Source organism: Hominifimenecus sp. rT4P-3 (genome assembly GCF_051055405.1).
Taxonomy (GTDB): domain Bacteria; phylum Bacillota; class Clostridia; order Lachnospirales; family Lachnospiraceae; genus Pseudolachnospira.
Map to the genome: position 1 here is coordinate 3071628 of NZ_CP167068.1, position 18907 is coordinate 3090534.

Annotated in this window: 22 protein-coding genes and 1 other annotated feature; of the genes, 6 read left to right on the forward strand and 16 right to left on the reverse strand. The window is 48.0% G+C overall.

Translation table 11 applies throughout. The features are described from left to right. Nucleotides 1–152: 152 nt before the first annotated feature. Complete coding sequence (locus tag ACCC71_RS14170; RefSeq protein ID WP_434311866.1) at nt 153–356, reverse strand: hypothetical protein; 204 nt, start codon at nt 354–356, stop codon at nt 153–155. A gap of 310 nt (nt 357–666) precedes the next feature. On the opposite strand from ACCC71_RS14170, the gene ACCC71_RS14175 reads away from it, so the two are divergent. Both ACCC71_RS14175 and ACCC71_RS14180 read left to right on the forward strand, forming a co-directional pair. After that, nucleotides 667–2115 carry a nicotinate phosphoribosyltransferase gene (locus ACCC71_RS14175; RefSeq protein WP_434310273.1) on the forward strand — a complete coding sequence of 483 codons (1449 nt, stop codon included), beginning with the start codon at nt 667–669 and terminating at the stop codon, nt 2113–2115. A gap of 12 nt (nt 2116–2127) precedes the next feature. Beyond that, nucleotides 2128–2886, forward strand: coding sequence for a lysophospholipid acyltransferase family protein (locus ACCC71_RS14180; protein ID WP_434310274.1), 759 nt, complete (start codon nt 2128–2130; stop codon nt 2884–2886). On the opposite strand, the gene ACCC71_RS14185 is transcribed toward ACCC71_RS14180, so the two are convergent. Then, nucleotides 2883–3602 (reverse strand): lysophospholipid acyltransferase family protein, encoded by a 720-nt coding sequence (locus tag ACCC71_RS14185; protein WP_434310275.1) that lies wholly within the window; start codon nt 3600–3602, stop codon nt 2883–2885. The genes ACCC71_RS14180 and ACCC71_RS14185 overlap by 4 nt on opposite strands. A 196-nt stretch (nt 3603–3798) precedes the next feature. On the opposite strand from ACCC71_RS14185, the gene ACCC71_RS14190 reads away from it, so the two are divergent. Beyond that, nucleotides 3799–4329 carry a hypothetical protein gene (locus ACCC71_RS14190; protein ID WP_434310276.1) on the forward strand — a complete coding sequence of 177 codons (531 nt, stop codon included), beginning with the start codon at nt 3799–3801 and terminating at the stop codon, nt 4327–4329. A 712-nt stretch (nt 4330–5041) separates the two neighbouring features. Here ACCC71_RS14190 and ACCC71_RS14195 read toward each other — a convergent pair. Next, complete coding sequence (locus ACCC71_RS14195; RefSeq protein WP_434310277.1) at nt 5042–5581, reverse strand: DUF2284 domain-containing protein; 540 nt, start codon at nt 5579–5581, stop codon at nt 5042–5044. Beyond that, nucleotides 5578–7317: an ASKHA domain-containing protein gene (locus ACCC71_RS14200; RefSeq protein WP_434310278.1), complete on the reverse strand. Its 1740-nt coding sequence runs from the start codon at nt 7315–7317 to the stop codon at nt 5578–5580. The genes ACCC71_RS14195 and ACCC71_RS14200 overlap by 4 nt, the downstream gene beginning before the upstream one ends. A 260-nt stretch (nt 7318–7577) precedes the next feature. On the opposite strand from ACCC71_RS14200, the gene ACCC71_RS14205 reads away from it, so the two are divergent. Continuing rightward, on the forward strand, nt 7578–7913 hold the full coding sequence (locus ACCC71_RS14205) for a sporulation initiation factor Spo0A C-terminal domain-containing protein (protein ID WP_434310279.1): 336 nt from the start codon (nt 7578–7580) through the stop codon (nt 7911–7913). 109 nt (nt 7914–8022) lie between these two features. Here ACCC71_RS14205 and rplL read toward each other — a convergent pair whose 3' ends face one another. From rplL to ACCC71_RS14260, 11 genes are all read right to left on the reverse strand, one after another. Further along, nucleotides 8023–8397, reverse strand: a complete 375-nt coding sequence (gene rplL, locus ACCC71_RS14210) for a 50S ribosomal protein L7/L12 (protein WP_434310280.1) — start codon at nt 8395–8397, stop codon at nt 8023–8025. 42 nt (nt 8398–8439) lie between these two features. Further along, the gene (gene rplJ / locus ACCC71_RS14215; RefSeq protein WP_434310281.1) at nt 8440–8937 is read right to left on the reverse strand and encodes a 50S ribosomal protein L10; all 498 of its coding nucleotides are present in this window, start codon (nt 8935–8937) and stop codon (nt 8440–8442) included. Nucleotides 8938–9030: 93 nt separating this feature from the next. Continuing rightward, nucleotides 9031–9167 (reverse strand) — a sequence feature (ribosomal protein L10 leader region). 78 nt (nt 9168–9245) lie between these two features. Next, a complete protein-coding gene (rplA, locus tag ACCC71_RS14220; RefSeq protein WP_434310282.1) occupies nt 9246–9944 on the reverse strand; it encodes a 50S ribosomal protein L1 in 699 nt (232 codons plus the stop codon). A gap of 15 nt (nt 9945–9959) precedes the next feature. After that, nucleotides 9960–10385, reverse strand: coding sequence for a 50S ribosomal protein L11 (rplK, locus tag ACCC71_RS14225; RefSeq protein WP_434310283.1), 426 nt, complete (start codon nt 10383–10385; stop codon nt 9960–9962). Nucleotides 10386–10480: 95 nt separating this feature from the next. Beyond that, on the reverse strand, nt 10481–10996 hold the full coding sequence (nusG, locus tag ACCC71_RS14230; RefSeq protein WP_434310284.1) for a transcription termination/antitermination protein NusG: 516 nt from the start codon (nt 10994–10996) through the stop codon (nt 10481–10483). A 17-nt stretch (nt 10997–11013) separates the two neighbouring features. Beyond that, nucleotides 11014–11238, reverse strand: coding sequence for a preprotein translocase subunit SecE (gene secE / locus ACCC71_RS14235; RefSeq protein WP_434310285.1), 225 nt, complete (start codon nt 11236–11238; stop codon nt 11014–11016). 59 nt (nt 11239–11297) lie between these two features. After that, nucleotides 11298–11447 (reverse strand): 50S ribosomal protein L33, encoded by a 150-nt coding sequence (gene rpmG / locus ACCC71_RS14240; RefSeq protein ID WP_434310286.1) that lies wholly within the window; start codon nt 11445–11447, stop codon nt 11298–11300. A gap of 132 nt (nt 11448–11579) precedes the next feature. Then, the gene (locus ACCC71_RS14245) at nt 11580–13043 is read right to left on the reverse strand and encodes a carboxylesterase family protein (RefSeq protein WP_434310287.1); all 1464 of its coding nucleotides are present in this window, start codon (nt 13041–13043) and stop codon (nt 11580–11582) included. 90 nt (nt 13044–13133) lie between these two features. Then, on the reverse strand, nt 13134–14330 hold the full coding sequence (locus tag ACCC71_RS14250; protein ID WP_434310288.1) for a TRAP transporter substrate-binding protein: 1197 nt from the start codon (nt 14328–14330) through the stop codon (nt 13134–13136). 71 nt (nt 14331–14401) lie between these two features. After that, nucleotides 14402–15688 (reverse strand): TRAP transporter large permease, encoded by a 1287-nt coding sequence (locus tag ACCC71_RS14255; protein ID WP_434310289.1) that lies wholly within the window; start codon nt 15686–15688, stop codon nt 14402–14404. 2 nt (nt 15689–15690) lie between these two features. After that, a complete protein-coding gene (locus ACCC71_RS14260; protein ID WP_434310290.1) occupies nt 15691–16215 on the reverse strand; it encodes a TRAP transporter small permease in 525 nt (174 codons plus the stop codon). A 352-nt stretch (nt 16216–16567) separates the two neighbouring features. Here ACCC71_RS14260 and ACCC71_RS14265 point away from each other — a divergent pair, with 352 nt between their 5' ends. Then, entirely contained in the window at nt 16568–17419 is an 852-nt protein-coding gene (locus ACCC71_RS14265) for an AraC family transcriptional regulator (protein ID WP_434310291.1), read from the forward strand. Nucleotides 17420–17481: 62 nt separating this feature from the next. After that, the gene (locus ACCC71_RS14270) at nt 17482–18600 is read left to right on the forward strand and encodes an aldo/keto reductase (RefSeq protein ID WP_434310292.1); all 1119 of its coding nucleotides are present in this window, start codon (nt 17482–17484) and stop codon (nt 18598–18600) included. Nucleotides 18601–18688: 88 nt separating this feature from the next. On the opposite strand, the gene ACCC71_RS14275 is transcribed toward ACCC71_RS14270, so the two are convergent. Beyond that, the gene (locus ACCC71_RS14275) at nt 18689–18901 is read right to left on the reverse strand and encodes a biotin/lipoyl-containing protein (RefSeq protein WP_434310293.1); all 213 of its coding nucleotides are present in this window, start codon (nt 18899–18901) and stop codon (nt 18689–18691) included. Between the last annotated feature and the right edge of the window lie 6 nt (nt 18902–18907).

Consider the following 18907-nt stretch of genomic DNA (forward strand, 5'->3'; position numbering starts at 1 on the left):
GGTCAGAAACTCCGAAGTGATTTTCCGCAAAACCTACTGGCGCCGGCTCTCATCCTTCCCGGCTCGCTGTGGCGTTCGCATTTCGCGTACTCTCTTCCTCTACGTTTTTCTTTCATTTGTGTTCCTTATTATAAAGTTTCTGCACGAAAATGTCAAGACTTTTCCTCCTGCCTCTCGATCTTCAATGCCTCATCCAATTTTCGACTCAAATCAAGGTGGCCTTCTGCAACAATTTTTATATTACGGTTTGTTTCATTTTCCAGTGTCAACTGAATCTCTTTTACATCTTTCTTTACAGGCTCTACTACCTTTGCCACAATTTCAGCAATCATTTCCAAATCTTTCTGTTCCAACATCTTCGAATCTCCTTTCCAATCATCCGATTGATTGCTATATCTAATACACTACTTTCAATTACCAAGAGCATACACACCACGCCTCCTGACTGATTCCATAGTATCATCTTTCAAAAACTCCTTCAAGCATTTTTAAATTTTTTCATAGCTACAAAAAGAAAAGAATAATCGCTCAAACATCGATCTTGCAGAAAGAGTAAGTTTTCTCTTGGAAAACCGAACCTTCTATGCTATAATCACGTGGAATGAGCAAAATTCCGACGGGCCTTTCCTTTTAGGCGTCCGCCAATACAGCAATTAGGAGGCTTTCATGAAGAACCGAAACCTGACCCTGATGACGGATTTATATGAGCTGACGATGATGCAGGGTTATTTTAACGAAGGCACGCGCGAAGTCGTTGTCTTTGATATGTTTTATCGGAAAAATCCCAGTGGCAGCGGCTATGCCATTGCGGCAGGTCTGGAGCAATTGATCGATTACATTCAGCATCTCCAATTTACCTACGACGATATTACTTATTTGCGCTCCCTTGGAATCTTTTCCGAGGAATTCCTAGAATATCTCCGCGGTTTTCACTTCTCTGGAGACATCTATGCCATTCCAGAGGGAAGCGTGGTATTCCCTTATGAACCGCTGGTCAAGGTGGTCGCCCCTATCATGGAAGCGCAGCTGATCGAGACCACGCTCTTAAATCTGATCAACCATCAAAGCCTGATCGCCACCAAGGCTTCCCGCGTTTGCTGGGCGGCAGAAGGCGACGGCATCATGGAATTTGGACTCCGTCGGGCCCAGGGTCCGGACGCCGGTACTTACGGCGCCAGGGCAGCTATTATCGGCGGCTGCTGCGGTACCAGTAACGTGCTGGCAGGGCAGATGTTTGACGTTCCGGTGAAAGGTACTCACGCTCACAGCTGGATCATGAGCTTCCCCGACGAGCTAACGGCTTTCCGGAATTATGCCAAACTTTACCCGAAGGCTTGCATCCTGCTGGTTGATACCTACAACACCCTGCAAAGCGGCGTTCCCCATGCCATCCAGGTCTTCCAGGAGATGCGGGAAGCTGGCATTGAATTCGGCCTTTACGGAATTCGCTTAGACAGCGGTGACTTGGCTTATCTCTCCAAAGAGGCTAGAAAGATGCTAGATGCGGCAGGTTTCCCCGACGCAGTCATCTCCGCTTCCTGTGATCTAGACGAGTATCTGATCCAAAGCCTGAAAGAGCAAGGCGCTCTGATTACCTCTTGGGGCGTAGGCACCAACATGATCACCTCCAAGGATTGCCCTTCCTTTGGCGGCGTCTACAAATTGGCTGCCATTCTGGACGAAGAAACCGGGGAATTTATTCCAAAACTTAAACGTTCGGAAAACAATGAGAAGATCACGAACCCTGGAAATAAAATTATCTACCGCATTTATAAAAAGGATACAGGAAAGATCATTGGCGACTTGATTGCCCTCGCAGGCGAAACGTTCCCGGAGGACAAAGATTTGATGATCTTTGACCCAACCTATATCTGGAAAAAAACGCTTTTAAAGGCTGGGACTTATACAATGAAGGAAATCCTGGTACCTGTCTATAAGAAGGGACTCTGCGTCTATCAGTCGCCCAGCGTTTTGGAGATCCAGGAATACTGCAAAAAGGAATTGGACACGCTGTGGGATGAAACCCGCCGCTTTATTAACCCTCACAAAGTTTATGTGGACCTGTCTCAAAAACTTTACAACCTAAAGATTCAGCTTTTGGACAACCTAAACTAACCGGAGGAACTCATGTTACGTTTTTTGCTTGTCGCCACACTGGTCATCCTGTTCCTTACAACCGTGGGCTTGATCTTATTGGGTGTGGAATGGGTGATTGGAAAACTGAACAAGACGCGGAAAGATACCAGCAGCCTGCACATCATTCAAACGATGTTCCGGATTATCTTAAAAGCATCCGGCGTGAAGATGAATGTCATTGGCCGCGATCGAATTCCTAAGGACACCGCTGTTCTCTACGTCAGCAATCACCGCAGCTACTTTGATATTGTCAGCGGCTATACGCTGGTTCCCGGTCTGACCGGATTTATCGCTAAAAAAGAGATGGAAAAGATTCCGCTCCTAAGCCAATGGATGAAGAATCTGTACTGCCTGTTTCTAGATCGGGACAACCTAAAAGCGGGCCTAAAAACAATCCTGGAAGCGATCTCCTACGTCAAATCGGGCATTTCCATCTGGATTTGTCCGGAGGGTACCCGAAACCACGGAGAAACCATGCTTCCTTTTAAGGAAGGCAGCTTTAAGATAGCGGAAAAATCAGGCTGTCCCATCGTACCCGTATCTTTTTTTCGGACAGACGACATCTATGAGAATCACCGCCCCGCGATCCGGAAAACGAAGATTACGATTCAATTTGGGGAGCCCATCGATGTGTCCTCCCTGAGCAAAGAAGAAAAAAAGACCCTGAGCCATCTGGTTCAGGGTGAGATTCAAAGAATGTATGAAGAAGCGGCGGCGCAAGCCGCAGCGGAAGATAGAACAAGCGATTAATGCGCTTCGCCTGTCACCTCCGCAATCTTCGCATCGATGATTCCACGGACCATGGAGGCCACCTCCATGGTCTTTTTGTCTTTATACTCTTCATAAGGAATCGGCGGCAGATAGTGAATCTGGATGGTAATCGGCTCCGCCGAGTTGGTATCAAACGCCTTGTAGCAATCCACTAAAGCAACCGGGACAATCGGACATTTGGCATAATAAGCCGCCTTAAAACTGCCGCCCTTAAATTCTAAGGTCTGATTTTGTTTGCGGCTGCGGGTCCCCTCGCTAAAGATCAGATAATTCCGGCCTTTCTTTACCTCTTCCGCAATGGCGTGAATGGTGCGCATCGCACTCTTTACATCGTCCCGGTCAATGGTAATGCCATGCAATATCATCCGGGCCTGTTTTAACATAAAGGTGTTCGTAACTTCCTTCTTCATCACCGGCACAAAGGGATGAGGGTCGGTCTCAAAAAATGCCAGCGTATCGTAGAGTCCCTGGTGATTGGGATAAATCATATACCCCATCTGTTCCGGAAGATGCTCTACGCCGGAACAAACGACTTTCACACGTCCTGCCCGGTTTGCCTTCGTCAAAATATGCTTTAAAAAGCGATAGCGGGATTCCTCCGTTCCTACATTCGTGTAAGCGTAAATCATCAGACGGACAAACCAATACGGAACAAAGACGATCAAACAAAGAACCATCCGCACAATTCGTTTCATGTTTTACCTCCCTGGGCTTCGGACCCTATGCCAGTATACAAAAATTTTCGCGAAAATACAAGGCGCCTCTTCCTTTTCGAAACTTTCACGAGTTTCGCTTCGCCTATTGATTTTTCTCGCCAAATATGACACAATTGACAGGAATCATTCGTGAAAAGATAAAAAATTGCCGCTTCCGCGGCAGAACGGAGATGTCATGAGGAAACAATACCAAGAAGACTATGAGTTAAGAGGAATTCGAAATGGCAAGAAAACCTATCACTATGCAGGTAAATGGTACCGGATTTCACTGGAAACAAAAGCATACCGGAAATTTTGGCTAACGCAGCTTTTGTTTGCACTGGCCCTACTGGGAATTCAGCTTGCCGCCGGTTTTCTCCCCACCTTATCTCTTTACACGATCTATGCCGCCTTACCCTTCGGCGCTTGCTTTATCCTGCTTTTGTTCTTCCTGCTGGAAGCTATTTTTTGTCCATTTCACCCAGATAAGATGGAGAGAATCCAATACGATCAGCAATACGGCCGACTCCGGAAACTTGCCTTTGTGGCCTGTATTTTGTTTCCTATCAGCTTTGTAACGAATCTGATTGCATTGATCCTTCAGTCTTCTTTCACAGCGCAAAGTTTCCTTCAGTTGGCGCTTCTGCTTCTTTTATCTATTTTAGCCGTGCTTTTATACCGAATAGAGAAAAAACTTCCTGTAGAGACAGAAGATGATAATCCCTGATTGTAAAATTTTCTCCGTCCACGGTACCTTTCTCCGGCTGCCGCATAGACTATGAAAAAAAGGAGATTTCATCATGTCATTTCCTTTTCCTGGATATCATCCACCCTGGCCGCCGCGCCCGGTAGGACCACCCAGACCTCCGGGACCGCCCGGACCTCCTCCAGGACCGCCCGGACCTCCTCCGGGACCGCCTGGACCTCCTCCAGGACCGCCTGGACCTCCTCCGGGACCGCCTGGACCTCCTCCAGGACCGCCTGGGCCTCCTCCGGGACCGCCTGGACCTCCTCCAGGTCCCTGTGGGAACAAATGCCGCCCTACGCCTCCGCCTCCACCGTTCCCACCGCGTCCGCCCTTTGGTCCGCGGCCTCCGATCGGACCTAGGCCTCCCCGCAAGCCTCTTTTTCCATTTGGCCCATTTGGACGCTGGTAAGCTTGCTTATTCACATTTTGTCTTTATTTTTTTAACAAATATTTCACGCAGGTAACATAATTTCTTCACGTTCCCTGGGTATACTAAAACCATCAAAAGAAAATCAGAAAAATATCTGAGAAATTAAATTAGCGTACTGGCGATTGATTGATTGCTTTTTTTCATATTTTTCCTTCCCTTTTTCAAACAGGGCCCGCAAGGGTCCTGTTTGTTTTTCCCTTTTGGGGGTTCCAGCACGTTTTGAGGTTGAGGTCTTTGGATACCGAAATCCGAAAAAAGTGTCTACCGAAACAAAAAGCAACTGGTATAAGCAATGGTGGCCGGCCCGTAATAATATTTCATCCCATTCTCCCGGCACACTTCCGTCACAAGCATCCCATACGCTTCCATAGACGCAAAACTTTTCTCCGGAAACCGGCACGGCGCATCCGGATAGGTACAGATTTTACATTGCGTGCAGCAGCCCGCGCCAATGGCCAACACATCACACCCTTCGGCTCTCAGCTCATCATACATCCGCAGGAAATTTGCCTTATGCCTGGCCTCGATTTCCATCATTCCTTCTCCGTCCATCTCGTCTTCCAGCCGTCCCATGGTCTGTACGAGAATCCCTGTTGAATAAGTCGAAATTTTCTCTTGGCACGCTTCCAAACTCCCGCATCCCGGCGGACAGCTCCAATTCTTTCCATACATCCGGCAGGAATTGCTCTCGCACATTTGACGCACTTCTGGAAGCAGCTTTAAAGTCTTTATCTCAAGGGAGCCTACATGGGTAAATCCTACTTCTTTACCCATCTTTTCCAACCTGTCCATCGTCATCATAACCGCTCCTTTTCCGGAAACTCCAACTCATCCACAAAGGTATCCTGGAACTGTGGCAAGGATGCCAATTCCAAGAACTCTGTTCCACGGGCAACGCGCTCCGCTTCCTCCCATGCCGCCTCCTCCAAAAGAATTCGCTTTGCACCTTCTCCCGCCGCATTTCCAACGGGAATCAATTTTTCTCTCAACTCCGAAGGAATTAATCCGATCGCACAGGCGCTGTCCGGATTCAAGTAAGTTCCAAAAGCTCCCGCCAGGTAAACCCGTTTGATCTGTTCAAACGTAACCTTTAAGGTCTCCATCATCAGGCGAATCCCAGCCGCAATGGCCGCTTTTGCCAGCTGCACTTCCCGTATATCCTTTTGGCTTAAGAAAACTCCCGGCTGTCCTTCCTCCGGGCGAATCAGCCAATATACCTCCACGCCATCCACCCGATCGTTTCCGCAAAGCCTTCCGCTTTCGTCCATAACGCCCAATTCCAACAAGGCGGCAATCCCGTCAATCAATCCAGACCCGCAAATCCCCTGGGCCTTTCCGCCGCCGATCACCTGGCAATGCAATTGCCCCTCCCGTACCTCTACATGCTCAATGGCGCCCTTTGCGCCGCGCATTCCATAAGAAATTTTTGCACCTTCCAAGGCAGGTCCCGCGGCTGTGGAACAAGCGATTCTTCTTTCCCGATTTCCTAAGACTAATTCCCCATTGGTGCCAATGTCGATCAGCAAGGTTAGCGGCTCTTGTGATCCCATTCCAGTGGAAAGTAAGCATCCCACGGTATCTGCCCCCACAAATCCGGCAATCAAAGGCAATAAAAATACTTCCGCGTTCTCAGCCGCGTCCAAACCGCAGGCAGATGCAGGCAGCGCCAGCCCGTCCCGGACAGCCGGCTGATAAGGAGCATGAACCATCGAATTCGGTGAAAAGCCCAAGAATAAATGATGCATACAGGAATTTCCCACCACACTAATTTGATAAACATCCTTTCTGGAACTCCCCGCCTGCTTACAAAGCTGACCTAGAAGCACGTTGACCTCTCTCTGTACGCACTCGGTTAACGCTTTCCCATCTGTCAACGCATAATTCGCACGCTGAATCACATCTGCGCCAAAGGAGACCTGCGGATTGATCGCACTAGCATTAGCCAGTTCTTCTCCCGTCTCTAGATTGAGCAGATATCCCGCAATCGTAGTTGTTCCGATATCAAATGCCGCTCCGAGCATCCGCCTCTCTTCTTGCTCGGAAACATACAAATCTAGAACCCGCAGCCCACGGTGAACTACCGTCAAAGAGCAGCCGTCCCCTGTCTCCATTTGAGATAGTAATCTCACTTGATGTAACTCCGGCATAACCGGCTCCTTCAAAGCATCCTGTAACCGTTCCCACTCTGTCAACTGATTCTGCTGCTTTCTAGGAGGGAGCCAAACCTGCTTTTTGCGGACAGAAGGTGAAAAAGAAATCGGATTTCCCGTTCCCTTTGTCAAAATCCGCAGCGCCGTTTTTTGATCAAAAGTCTCTACACAGATATCTTCTTTTACTGTTGTACAGCAAGCCTTTACGACCTGTTCTACACCGTTGGCATCCAACAACTTTACCAAACATTTCCCACACTTTCCCTGACCGCCGCAAGGCGCGTCCGGACGGATTCCTGCCTGGATTTCCGCCTCTAATAAAGTCGTCCCACTCTCTACAGCAACACATATTTCTTCTTTTACAAACGTAACGGTATAATCCGGCATAGACTCCTCCCTTTTCCATGTTTCATTTTTTACAGTATAGCAAGAGAAATAGGCCTGTTGCAACACTCTTTTTATAAAATAGACGCCTTAATTCTATCCATTCTTTTGCTAAAACGAGGCAACAGTTTCTTTACATTTGTTTTCTCCGCGTAACATTTGCATTTATATTGTTGCTTTTTGTGTCCATTTTCGTCTATATATTTCCTTTTTCCGCCAAAATCCTCCATGATTCTTGTAGTATCACATAGGAGGATTCTTTCATGAACACATCCAGTATCGAACTTATTATTCAATCCATTTCCGGTCATCCCACTATGCTAGGTTATCAATATCTTTTATGCGCTGTTGAATTGTGTCTGGAATTAAATTCTTTTCCCAATCGAAAGGTAATCCAGATTCTCTATCAACAGGTCGCGCAAAAATTTCACACCAGCACAGGAAATGTTGCTCGTAACGTTGCCAGGGCTGCGGATGATTGCTGGGACCACGGAGATCTGGAACAATTGAAAAAGATTGTCGGACACCGTCTCTCGGATAAACCGACTCCGGCAGAACTAATCTATTATCTGTTCCGCTATCTCTCCAATCAAAAATAATCGTTTTTTCCTTGGGGTAAGGGAAGATTTCCTCAAAATGAAAAGCAGAAGAAAAAAGCCCCGGAAAGCACATATCCACGTGCTTTCCGGGGCTTTATCACCCTTGTGATTATTTGAGAGTAACCTTTGCTCCCTCTTTCTCCAGAGCTTCCTTGGCAGCTTCTGCCTCTTCCTTGGAAACTTCGTTCTTGAATACCTTCGGAGCGCCGTCTACAACTTCCTTCGCTTCCTTCAGGCCCAGGCCGGTCAGCTCACGCACAACCTTGATTACCTTAACCTTGTTCGGGCCAACCTCGGTCAGCTCTACGTCGAAGGAATCCTTCTCCTCAGCAGCCTCAGCAGCGCCGCCAGCAGCAGCAACTACAACACCAGCAGCAGCGGATACGCCAAATTTCTCCTCGCAAGCCTTTACCAGCTCGTTCAGCTCTAATACAGTCAGCTCTTCTACAGCTGCAATGATCTCTTCAATCGTCAGTTTTGCCATTTTCTTTTCCTCCAATAAGATTTTTGAATGGTTTTATTTCAGTTAAGCCTCTGCCGGAGCGTCCTTCTCAGCAATCTGCTGCATAACGCGGGCAAAGTTTGCAATCGGAGACTGCAGGCTTCCAAGCAGCTTGGACAGCAGTTCCTCTCTGCTGGGAACAGACGCAATAGCGGTAATTCCCTTCTCATCGTAGTAGTTTCCTTCCACAACACCAGACTTCATGGTGAAGGGCTCCACCAACTTCACGTACTTGGCAACAATTCTGGCCGGAGCAGTGGCATCGGTCTTAGAAACCGCAATCGCAGTTGGACCTTCCAGATCCTTGGTCAGCTCTTCAAAAGGAGTGCCTTTGACTGCCAGCTTCACCAGAGTGTTCTTGTACACCTTGTAAGTGATGCCAGCTTCTCTCAGCTCTTTCCGAAGCTGGGTATCCATGTCTACCGTAATTCCTCTGTAATTCACAAGGACAGCAGACTGAGCACCCTCCAACATCTCGGAAATCTCCTGAACGATCGGCTGTTTTAATTCTACTTTTGCCATGTTTTCGGTTACCTCCTTATAGATTGCCGCGGCAAACCGCGGTTTGTGCGGCGAGCCGCACGGGAGTACCTCTGTCGAAAAGGATTGCTTTTGAATCATATCCAAAAACGCCCTTCCATCCAAAGACAGAAGGGCGGTAATACGCTTATGCGAATTTCCTTTCCTCGGCAGGCGGATCGCTCCTTACGCCTTACGGCACCTGCTGTCTTCGGCAGTGGTCATTCCTTTTAAATTTATTCTATGGAAAATTTCCTTGAAATCTTCCGTAAAATACGATAGCACAGTTTCCTGTGGCTGTCAATGAAAACTTATGCGTTCATCAACTTCGTCGCATTCATGCGAACGCCAGGGCCCATGGTAGAGCTCATGGTCACGCTCTTCAGATAAGCGCCCTTTACAGCCGCGGGTTTCGCCTTCATGATCGCGCCCATCAGAGCGTTGAAGTTATCTGCCAGCTGCTCCTCGGTAAAGGAAACCTTTCCAACCGGAACGTGAATGATATTGGTCTTATCCAGACGGTACTCAATCTTACCAGCTTTGATATCGTTGATCGCCTTGGTCACGTCTACCGTAACCGTACCAGCCTTCGGGTTGGGCATTAAGCCCTTCGGTCCCAAAACACGGCCCAGACGTCCAACCACGCCCATCATATCAGGCGTCGCCACAACAACGTCAAAATCCAGCCATCCTTCGTTCTGAATCTTCGGAATCAGTTCTTCTGCTCCAACATAATCTGCTCCGGCAGCCTGTGCTTCATCTGCCTTTACGCCCTTGGCAAATACCAAAACGCGAACGGTTTTACCGGTTCCATGAGGCAGTACAACAGCGCCACGAACCTGCTGATCGGCATGACGGCCGTCGCAGCCTGTACGAATATGAACTTCAACAGTCTCATCAAATTTTGCAGTTGCTGTCTTCTTTACCAACGCAATCGCCTCTGCGGTATCGTACTGAGTGGCACGGTCGATGGCTTTCGCAGCTTCTACATATTTCTTTCCTCTTTTCATCTGCGTCCCCTCCTATCAGTCTTCTACTACAATGCCCATGCTTCTGGCCGTACCGGCAATCATGCTGGTAGCTGCCTCGATAGAAGCGGCATTGAGGTCAGGCATCTTCAGTTCCGCAATCTTCTGAACTTCCGATCTCTTGATCGTAGCTACCTTCGTGCGGTTCGGGACGCCGGAGCCAGATTTGATCTTGCAAGCCTTCTTCAACAAAACGGCTGCAGGCGGGGTTTTGGTGACGAAGCTAAAGCTTCTGTCCGCATAAACCGTGATCACAACCGGGATGATCAGATCGCCCTGATCTGCGGTTCTCGCGTTGAATTCCTTGGTGAACTGTACGATGTTCACGCCGTGCTGACCCAAAGCGGGACCAACCGGCGGCGCCGGGGTTGCCTTGCCAGCAGGGATCTGTAATTTGATGTAACCAGTTACTTTCTTTGCCATTTGGCTTTCCTCCTATTTTCTTCAGCCCATGGGCCGATGGTGGTGTTTGACGGGGCGGAGCCCCCTCCCACACTTCATCCGCAAAACGGATGTGTTTAAAGTTTGCGAACTTCTTCGAAGCTCAGTTCCACCGGGGTTTCCCGGCCGAACATATCGACATGAATGGTAACGCTTTGTTTCCCTTCATTGATCGCTTTGATGACGCCAACGGTGCCTTCCCAGATTCCGGACATCACGGTAACCGTGTCGCCCAACTCGAAATCAATCACCAGATCGTTGTTTGCAATACCCATATGGTACATCTCATCCGGCGACAGCGGAACCGGCTTACTGCCCGGCCCTACAAAACCAGTCACACCGCGGGTGTTGCGAACGACATACCAGGTATCGTCGTTCATGACCATATTAATAAGAACATATCCAGGAAACATCTTTTTCTGGACCGTTTTCTTCACTCCGTTTTTCAGCTCTACCACATCCTGCATCGGCACAGCCACTTCCAAAATCTCGTCGTGAAGCTTCCGGTTCTCTATGGTCTTTTCTAAGTCTGCCTTTACCTTATTCTCATATCCGGAATAGGTATGCACAACGTACCAGTTTGCTTCTGCCATACAATCACCCTTTGCCCTTATAAAATAAAGCCAAGACCAAATTTAATCACCGTATCCAGAATGGCAATCAGGACACCCAGGAATACGCCGGAAAGGATGACGGCAAATGTCTGCTTTCCCGCTTTCTTTTTATCCGGCCAGACAATCTTCTTAAATTCTGCCTTACAATTTTTGAAGTGGTTTTTCTTTTCCTTTTTTTCCGATTTTTCTTTCGGAGCCGCTTCGTTCGTATTCTCTCCCATAGGCCCAAACCTTTCTTATATATACGACTTATTCCATCTGACGGTTATTAAACGACAATTTATTTCGTTTCTTTGTGCATCGTATGAGTCTTGCAGAACTTACAATATTTCTTGGTTTCCATTCTCTCCGGATGGTTTTTCTTTTCCTTCATCATGTCATAATTTCTCTGCTTGCACTCGGTGCATGCCAAGGTGATCTTTACGCGCATCTCTTTTACCTCCACTGGGATTGTTCTATTGGTTTTTGTCTTTTTTATACACAAAAAAAAGACCTAAATCTTCCGACGTGTTCTGTAAATATACCACAAGAATGCTTGCCCGTCAAGTAGTTGATTGCTTTTTTATGTCGATACCGCATGCTTTTTCTCCAAACAAAAAACTTGTTTCGGAAATCCCTCTAACGTATCGTGCCGACGGCTCTCCATATGAGGGATAGCATCAAAAATCATTTTATTTTTTCCCTCATACTGCGGCCATTGCAAACGCTCTGTCCCTGGATCTCCGGAAAGAATAAATTTTCGAATCGCTGACCGAAAGAGTGCTGCCAAAGACCTTACTTCTTCCATTTGCTCTTCCTGTACGCCAAATACCGGTAAATTCCATTGATCCATCAAAAAGTGGAACCCCATCCCGTGGAAAGCTGGTGGATATTCAAAAGAATAGCACCAAACCTGGTTTCTTTCCTGCTCCAGCTGTCTCGCCAAGCCATCGCTGTAAGACCGATACATAAAGTCCGACAGCACGGTTCCCCATGCTTGCGCGTCTTTCTTTCCCTGTCTCTTTAACTCCCGATATTTCTCCCAGGCTACCGGGCTATTGTCGCCAAATAAATCCTGTAAAATCTGCTCCCTATGAGCTGCGAAGGCTGGCTTTTCCGTAAGCGGCACCAATTCCCTCTTTCCGCATCCGATGATTGCCTTCCCGCTCCATCGAAGGCCCTGCCGCCAATCGTTTTTCCACTGGGAAGAAAAGAATTCCTCATCCAATACCGGACCAAAAAAGCAAGTCGATCCCTCTCTGCCGCAAAACGCCGCCTGCGCCCGAATCAGCTCTGCGCCGGAAACTTCCGGCAAATACACACCCTTCGGCAGATAGTCCAAATAGCGGCGATAGATTTCATCCGCTGTCTTTTTACTGCGAAAAGCCTGCATGGCTCCGCTTTCCAGTACCATCCGATGACAAACTGCCTGTACTTCCGGCAGTGTAATTAAAGAAGCGATCGCCTTGGCTCCAGCCGAGATCCCTAAAAAAGTAATGGACGACGGTTCCCCACCAAAATCCCGAATATTCTCCCGCACCCACCGAATTGCTAACAAGAGGTCTTTCATTCCATTGTTTCCGGACGGCGCGTATGTCTCTTCATATTCCTCTCCCAATTGGAGAAATCCCAGTACGCCCAGTCGATAATTCACAGACACAAAGACCATCGCCTCGTCCTCCATAAATCGATCCCCTGACCGCCCAGGTACCGCATTACTCCCGATCTGAAAAGCGCCGCCGTGAACATAAACCACCACCGGAAGCCTTGCTTCACGATCTATACTTTTTGTCCACACATTTAAATTCAAACAATCCTCCGAGCCTTGCACCAAAAGCGGTACGCCCTCCGGTTTTACGCCAAGATAATTGGGCTGAAGAGCTTTCGGACCATAGTTCCGGCAATCCTTCACCCCCCGCCAGCTCACGGGCTCCGGCGCCCGAAAACGGGCCACTTTGCCGTAAGGAATCCCCAGGAACTGATAGCCGCCCTCCGTCTTATTTCCACGTATACTTCCGCAGGAAGCGGCAACAATGATCTCTTCCATGAAACATGAAACCTCCTATTATATAGGAAGCTGCTGCAGAGTTTAATTTCTCCATTTGCAGCAGCTTCCTTTACTCTCTATTTTTACGTCTTACTGGATCCCCAGGGACTTCATCACCAGTTCAACCGGCTCGTCGCCCGCCAATTCCCGAATCAAATCCCAGCAGCTCTTTCCTGCTTCCAAAACCTTGGCATAATCTTCCTCGGTCCATGAAATCAATGTAATTCCTGCATCCGTCAGAGCGGCCTTCGCCGTTTCCTCTTCGTCTACGCCTGTCTGATACAAATAAGCTTCCGTTGCTGCCGACGCCGCTTTAATCAACGCTTTATAATCATCCGGCAGCCCGTCATAGCAAGCTTTATTCATCCAGATTCCCGCTACAAACATCTGATGATTTGTCTCTGTCACATACTCCTGCACCTCATAAAACTTATTGGTTACAATCGTATTATAAGGGTTCTCCTGTGCGTTTACCAAACCTTGCTGTAAGGAAACGTAAAGGTCATTGAAGGCCAGAGGAGTCGGATTGGCCCCGCACGCTTTCCAGAAAGCCATCTGTACGTTATTTTCCGTTATACGGATGTCCAGTCCAGACAAATCGTCAAACGTATTCAGCGCTTTGTTGGAGCTGGTTACGCGGAAACCATAGGGCGTCAGCATCAATAGCTCAAAGCCAAGGTTGTTAAAAGCATTTTCTGTATACTGGCGAACTTCGGTTCCGCTTGCTGTCAGCTTTAGCGCATCCTCCCGGCTGGTCATTGCCCCATTCATATCAAAATAAGCCAATGTATCGTCCACCAGGCCGCCAACATTTCCACAGCCGATCTGAATCGTGTTTGCTTTCAAGTTCTGATTGATTTCTGTAGCCGTACCGAGAGTGCTGTCCGGGTAAACCTCCACCTGGATGTTTCCATTGCTCCCCTCTTCGATCAGCTTTTCCAGGTAAGCATAGCCCTTCGAGCTGGCAGACTGGGAAGAACCATTGTGGGCCCATACCAGTTTTACCGAATCCGTGCTGGTCACTTCCACTCCCAGTTCTGCCGCGGTTAACTCCCCTTTTGCGGCCTTCGCCAGGTCCATCGTACCTGCACTCTGACCTTGGCTCTGGGATGCCGTCTCACTCCCGTCTGTGGCCGCCGCAGTGGTATCTGCCGCAGCTGTCGCAGATTCCGCCGGCGCGGTCGTTTTGGCGGCCGCTGTGGTTTCACTGTCTCCACCGCAGCCAACTGCGGACAGGGCCATCATTGCCGCCAGGAGGGCAGCCATCATTCTTTTTCCGTTTTTCATTTTCTTCCTCCATTCACCATTTATAATTTCTGCATTCTTGCCTTTTGAACGTATGTAAGAAGCAGGAATTCCTATAAGAACATCAAGGACAGCTGCGGAATAAATGTCACAAGCAGTAATGCCGCCAGGAAAAAAAGCATCAATGGCACTGCTGCTTTGGCAATCCGCATCGGGGATTCTCCGACCAAGGGCGCTGCCACAAAAAGATTGACACCGATCGGCGGGCTGACCAATCCGATCGCCAGGTTAATGATCAAAATCACACCGAAATGAATCGGGCTGACGCCAAAACTCTCAGCCGCCGTTAAAATCACCGGCCCCATGATAACAATCCCGGAAGTGGTCTCTCCCACCATGCCCAAAAACAGGAACACAATATTAATCAGCAGTAAAAATACGATCTTGCTGTCAATGGCAGACGTCAAAAATTCCGAGATAATTTCCGGTGCACGGAGCAGATGCAGAATTTTTCCAAAAGCACCACCAAATCCAAGCAGCAGGCACATAGGCGCGTAGCTTTTTACTGCCCCTGCAAAAAATGCGGGAAGCTCCTTTATTTTTACGCTCTTATAAAACGCCAGGCAGACAAAAATAGCATAAAAAATGGACACGCAGGCGGCTTCCGTCGGCGTAACAATGCCGCTGTAAATTCCTCCCAGGATAATGACCGGCGTCAGCAATGCCCAGAAGCCTTCTTTTAAAACGCCAAGACATCCTTTTCTTTTCAGCTCTTGATGATTCGCACGGATCTTTTCCTTATCTTCCCCTTTCCGTTTGCAATAGATATATGCGTACAGCATGAGAAGGAAAGCGACTAAGATACCAGGAATAATTCCGGCAAGGAACAGGTCTCCTACCGAAACGCCACAGGCTACGCCATAGACAATAAACGGGATACTGGGCGGAATAATCACCCCCAGACCGCCGGCTGTCGCCACCAAAGCGGTAGAAAAGATCTTATCATATCCAAGTTTTGTTAAAATCGGAATGCACATGGTCCCTACCGCCGCTACTGTGGCCGGACCGGAACCAGAGATTGCTCCGTAGAACAAACAGGTGATTACCACCGCACAAGGGATTCCAGCGGTTGCCTCTCCGATAAAATAGGCAAACACATCAAAGAGCCGCTTGGAAAGTCCACCTCTGGCCATGATAGAGCCGGAAAGCATAAACAAAGGAATGGCAATCAGCGACGTGGAATCCAACGCACTGACCACGGCTCGCAGCACAAACTGATAGTTTCCGGTAAACGTAGGATCCATTGCGTAAGGAAAAATAGACGGCAGCGCCGTGCAGGCCGCTAACGGAACCCCCAGAAAAATTAAAACAAAAAACATGGCGAATACAATACCAATCATGCTTATCCTACCTCCTCTTCTGTCTCCAACTCACCGCGGTTCTTTTTTGCTTCCGGACCATGCTTTATGGTCAAAATAATATTCTGAACCTGGCGAATGGTTCCGAGTCCGAACCCAACCAGACAGCTGGCATACACATACTGAAGAGGAAGACGAAGCGCCGTACTAAGCGTTTTTGACGCTACCGTCGCCTGTACCAAAAAAATGGATTGATAGAAAAAAAATCCATAGGTTCCCAACAGCAAAAATTTGGCCAGATAATCCAAAACCGTTGCAATACCTTTGGGAAGAATAGACGTTAAAATATCCAGATTAATCGCATTGTTTTTCCGAACACAATAACTGGCGCTCAGTAATCCGGACCACACAAAACAGTACCGGCTCAACTCCTCCGGCCAAGCCATAGCGCTGCGGAAAAAATAACGCATGATAACCTGAAGCATGATGACGCAGGTAATGACCGCCAAGAGAATTACCATCAGCATCTCTTCAAAATGTTCGTCCAGCCAACGAATTGTTTTTTTCATCCTTACACCCCCTTCTATCCCTAAAAATCATATTGCATTTCATGATGATCTACTTTTTTTCTTATCCGCATTTTCCTCTCTGCTCCCCTCTGTATTATTTTTTTAAGCATATCATATTTTGCAAAAATCATGCTCTCATCTCACTCTAAAATCCTCCCTCATTTTTGCATTTTTCTTGCTTATCCGCCGTTTTACCGGGTATATTGCAAAATTCTTATCACATATCGCAAAAATATTATCACATTTTTTAGAACATATATTCTCTTGCCAACAAAAAGATTTTATGGTACGATACCAAAAGAATGAATCGCTTATCCGTATTTCCCCTTCTGCTTTGGAAGGAGTTTTCCTTATGTATATCTACGAGAAACCAGGGATGGAAAACAGCCCATTTTGCCAGACGCCGTTCATGCACATCACGCAGGTAGGCCATCTGCAAAGGCCCCTTCCCTGGATACAGTATCCACACATTCATGAAGATGAATATGAAATTTCCTTCATCATGCACGGTTCCGGTATCTTAAATCTTCCTGGAACCGTTCTTTCGCTTGTGGAAAGTTCGATTACCATTATTCCGCCGAAAGTGGCCCACTGTTATGGAAAAGCCAGTGAAAACCAGGAGATGGAATACTATGTGATCCGCTTCCGTGCCTCCTGTTCTCCTATCCAAAGGCAGCTGGAAGCCCTGGGCACCGCTACGGTAATCAGTCCGGAAAAAGTTCCGTTGATTCAGAAGCTGATGGATACCATTCTTTCCCTTTCCAGCGATACCGATGGCAAAATTGACGAAACCATCCAAACGATTTCTCTTTCTATCCTACAGATAACGACCGACGAGTTTCAGCGTTCCGGACGAAGCGTCTCGACCTATACGCCGGTTTATGCCAACGATATTTTGCGCTACCTTCAAAACCACGTGGATCAGCCCGTTGCGTTGGAAGATCTTTCCCGGGAATTTAATTTAAGTCCATCCCACATTTCCCGGATTTTTCTAAAAACGTACCATACGTCCCCGATCCACTATCTCATTTACTGCCGGATGCGCGAGGCCCGCACCTATATTTTGAATCAAAATATGCCTTCCCAGGAAATCGCCCGGAGGCTGGCCTACAAGACTACTTACCATTTTGTAAAGACATTTGAAAACTTTTATGGCTGTCACCCCGATCACTATCTGGAATTCGCCGGGCAGATCGAGCCATAACAAGAAAACACCAACGTGACGTCCGACGGCGTCATCATCATAAAAAAGCGAGGAGGCAACATATGAGTTATTTAGGAGACGACGTGAAAAAACTGGGTTTTGGACTGATGCGTCTGCCGAAAGAAAACGATGTCATCGATATCGAACAGACCAAAGAAATGGTAGACCTATTTTTAGATGCGGGTTTTACCTATTTTGATACAGCATGGGCCTATGCAGGCTCTGAGGACGCGATCCGCCAGGCCCTGGTAGAGCGTTATCCAAGAGAACGCTTCCAGCTTGCCACGAAAAATGCGGCCTGGATTAACTGTAAAACAAAGGAAGAAGCCTATGCCCAGTTTGATACTTCGCTGAAACAGACAGGAGCCGGCTACTTTGACTTTTATCTGCTCCATAATCTGGGAGAGGCACGCTCCCACTATTTTGACGATTTTGATATGTGGAATTGGGTGCAGGAAAAGAAAAAGGCCGGTCTCATCAAACACGTTGGCTTTTCCTTCCATTCCACGCCGGAAGAATTGGAGGAAATCTTGACGGCACATCCGGAGATGGAATTTGTCCAGCTTCAAATTAATTACGCGGACTGGGAAAACCCGGCCATCCAGGCAAGACGCTGCTACGAAGTAGCCAGAAAGCACGAAAAGCCTGTCATCATCATGGAGCCCGTCAAAGGGGGGATGTTGGCAACGCCGCCGGAATCTGTCACAAAAATTTTAAAGGACGCGGAACCAGAATCCTCCGTAGCCTCCTGGGCCGTTCGCTTTGCCGCGGATCTTCCCGGTGTCATCACCGTATTATCCGGCATGAGCAATGTCGAACAGATGAAAGATAACTTGTCTTATATGAAAGACTTCACCGGGCTTACCGCCGAACAAAAAGAAACGCTGAAAAAAGCGCAGGAAGAATTAAGCCGGATTCCGTTGATTCCCTGCACCTCCTGCAATTACTGCGCCAAAGTCTGTCCGATGCAGATCGGTATCTCCGGTTCTTTCACCGCGATGAACTATCTTACTTTATATCATGATAAGGAACGCGCCGTAGGGCAGGAAAACTGGCTGGTCGGCGGCCATGGCCTGAAACGTGCCAATGAATGTATTGAATGCGGAAAATGTGAGGAAGCCTGTCCGCAGCACATTGCGATCCGGGAAGAGCTGAAAAAGGTCAGCCAGGATCTGTTGTAGGGCTCGCCTGAACAAAGAATTTCCGGTTAAGATTCGGGTGTCAAAAGGGAGGGCGACCCGCGTATAGATCCCCTCCCTCTTTGCTTCTTTACTCCTCAATCACCATCAGTACTTCTCCGCCTTTTACCCGCTGGTCTTCCTCTACCAGTATCTCAGCCACGGTTCCCGCCACCGGGGAAAGTACCGGCTGAAACATTTTCATCGCTTCGATGGTCGCGACCGGAGTCTTTACCTCCACATGCTCCCCTTCTTTTACCTTCACTTCCGTAATGACTCCAGGTACTCTTGTTTTGATTTCCATTTTTTG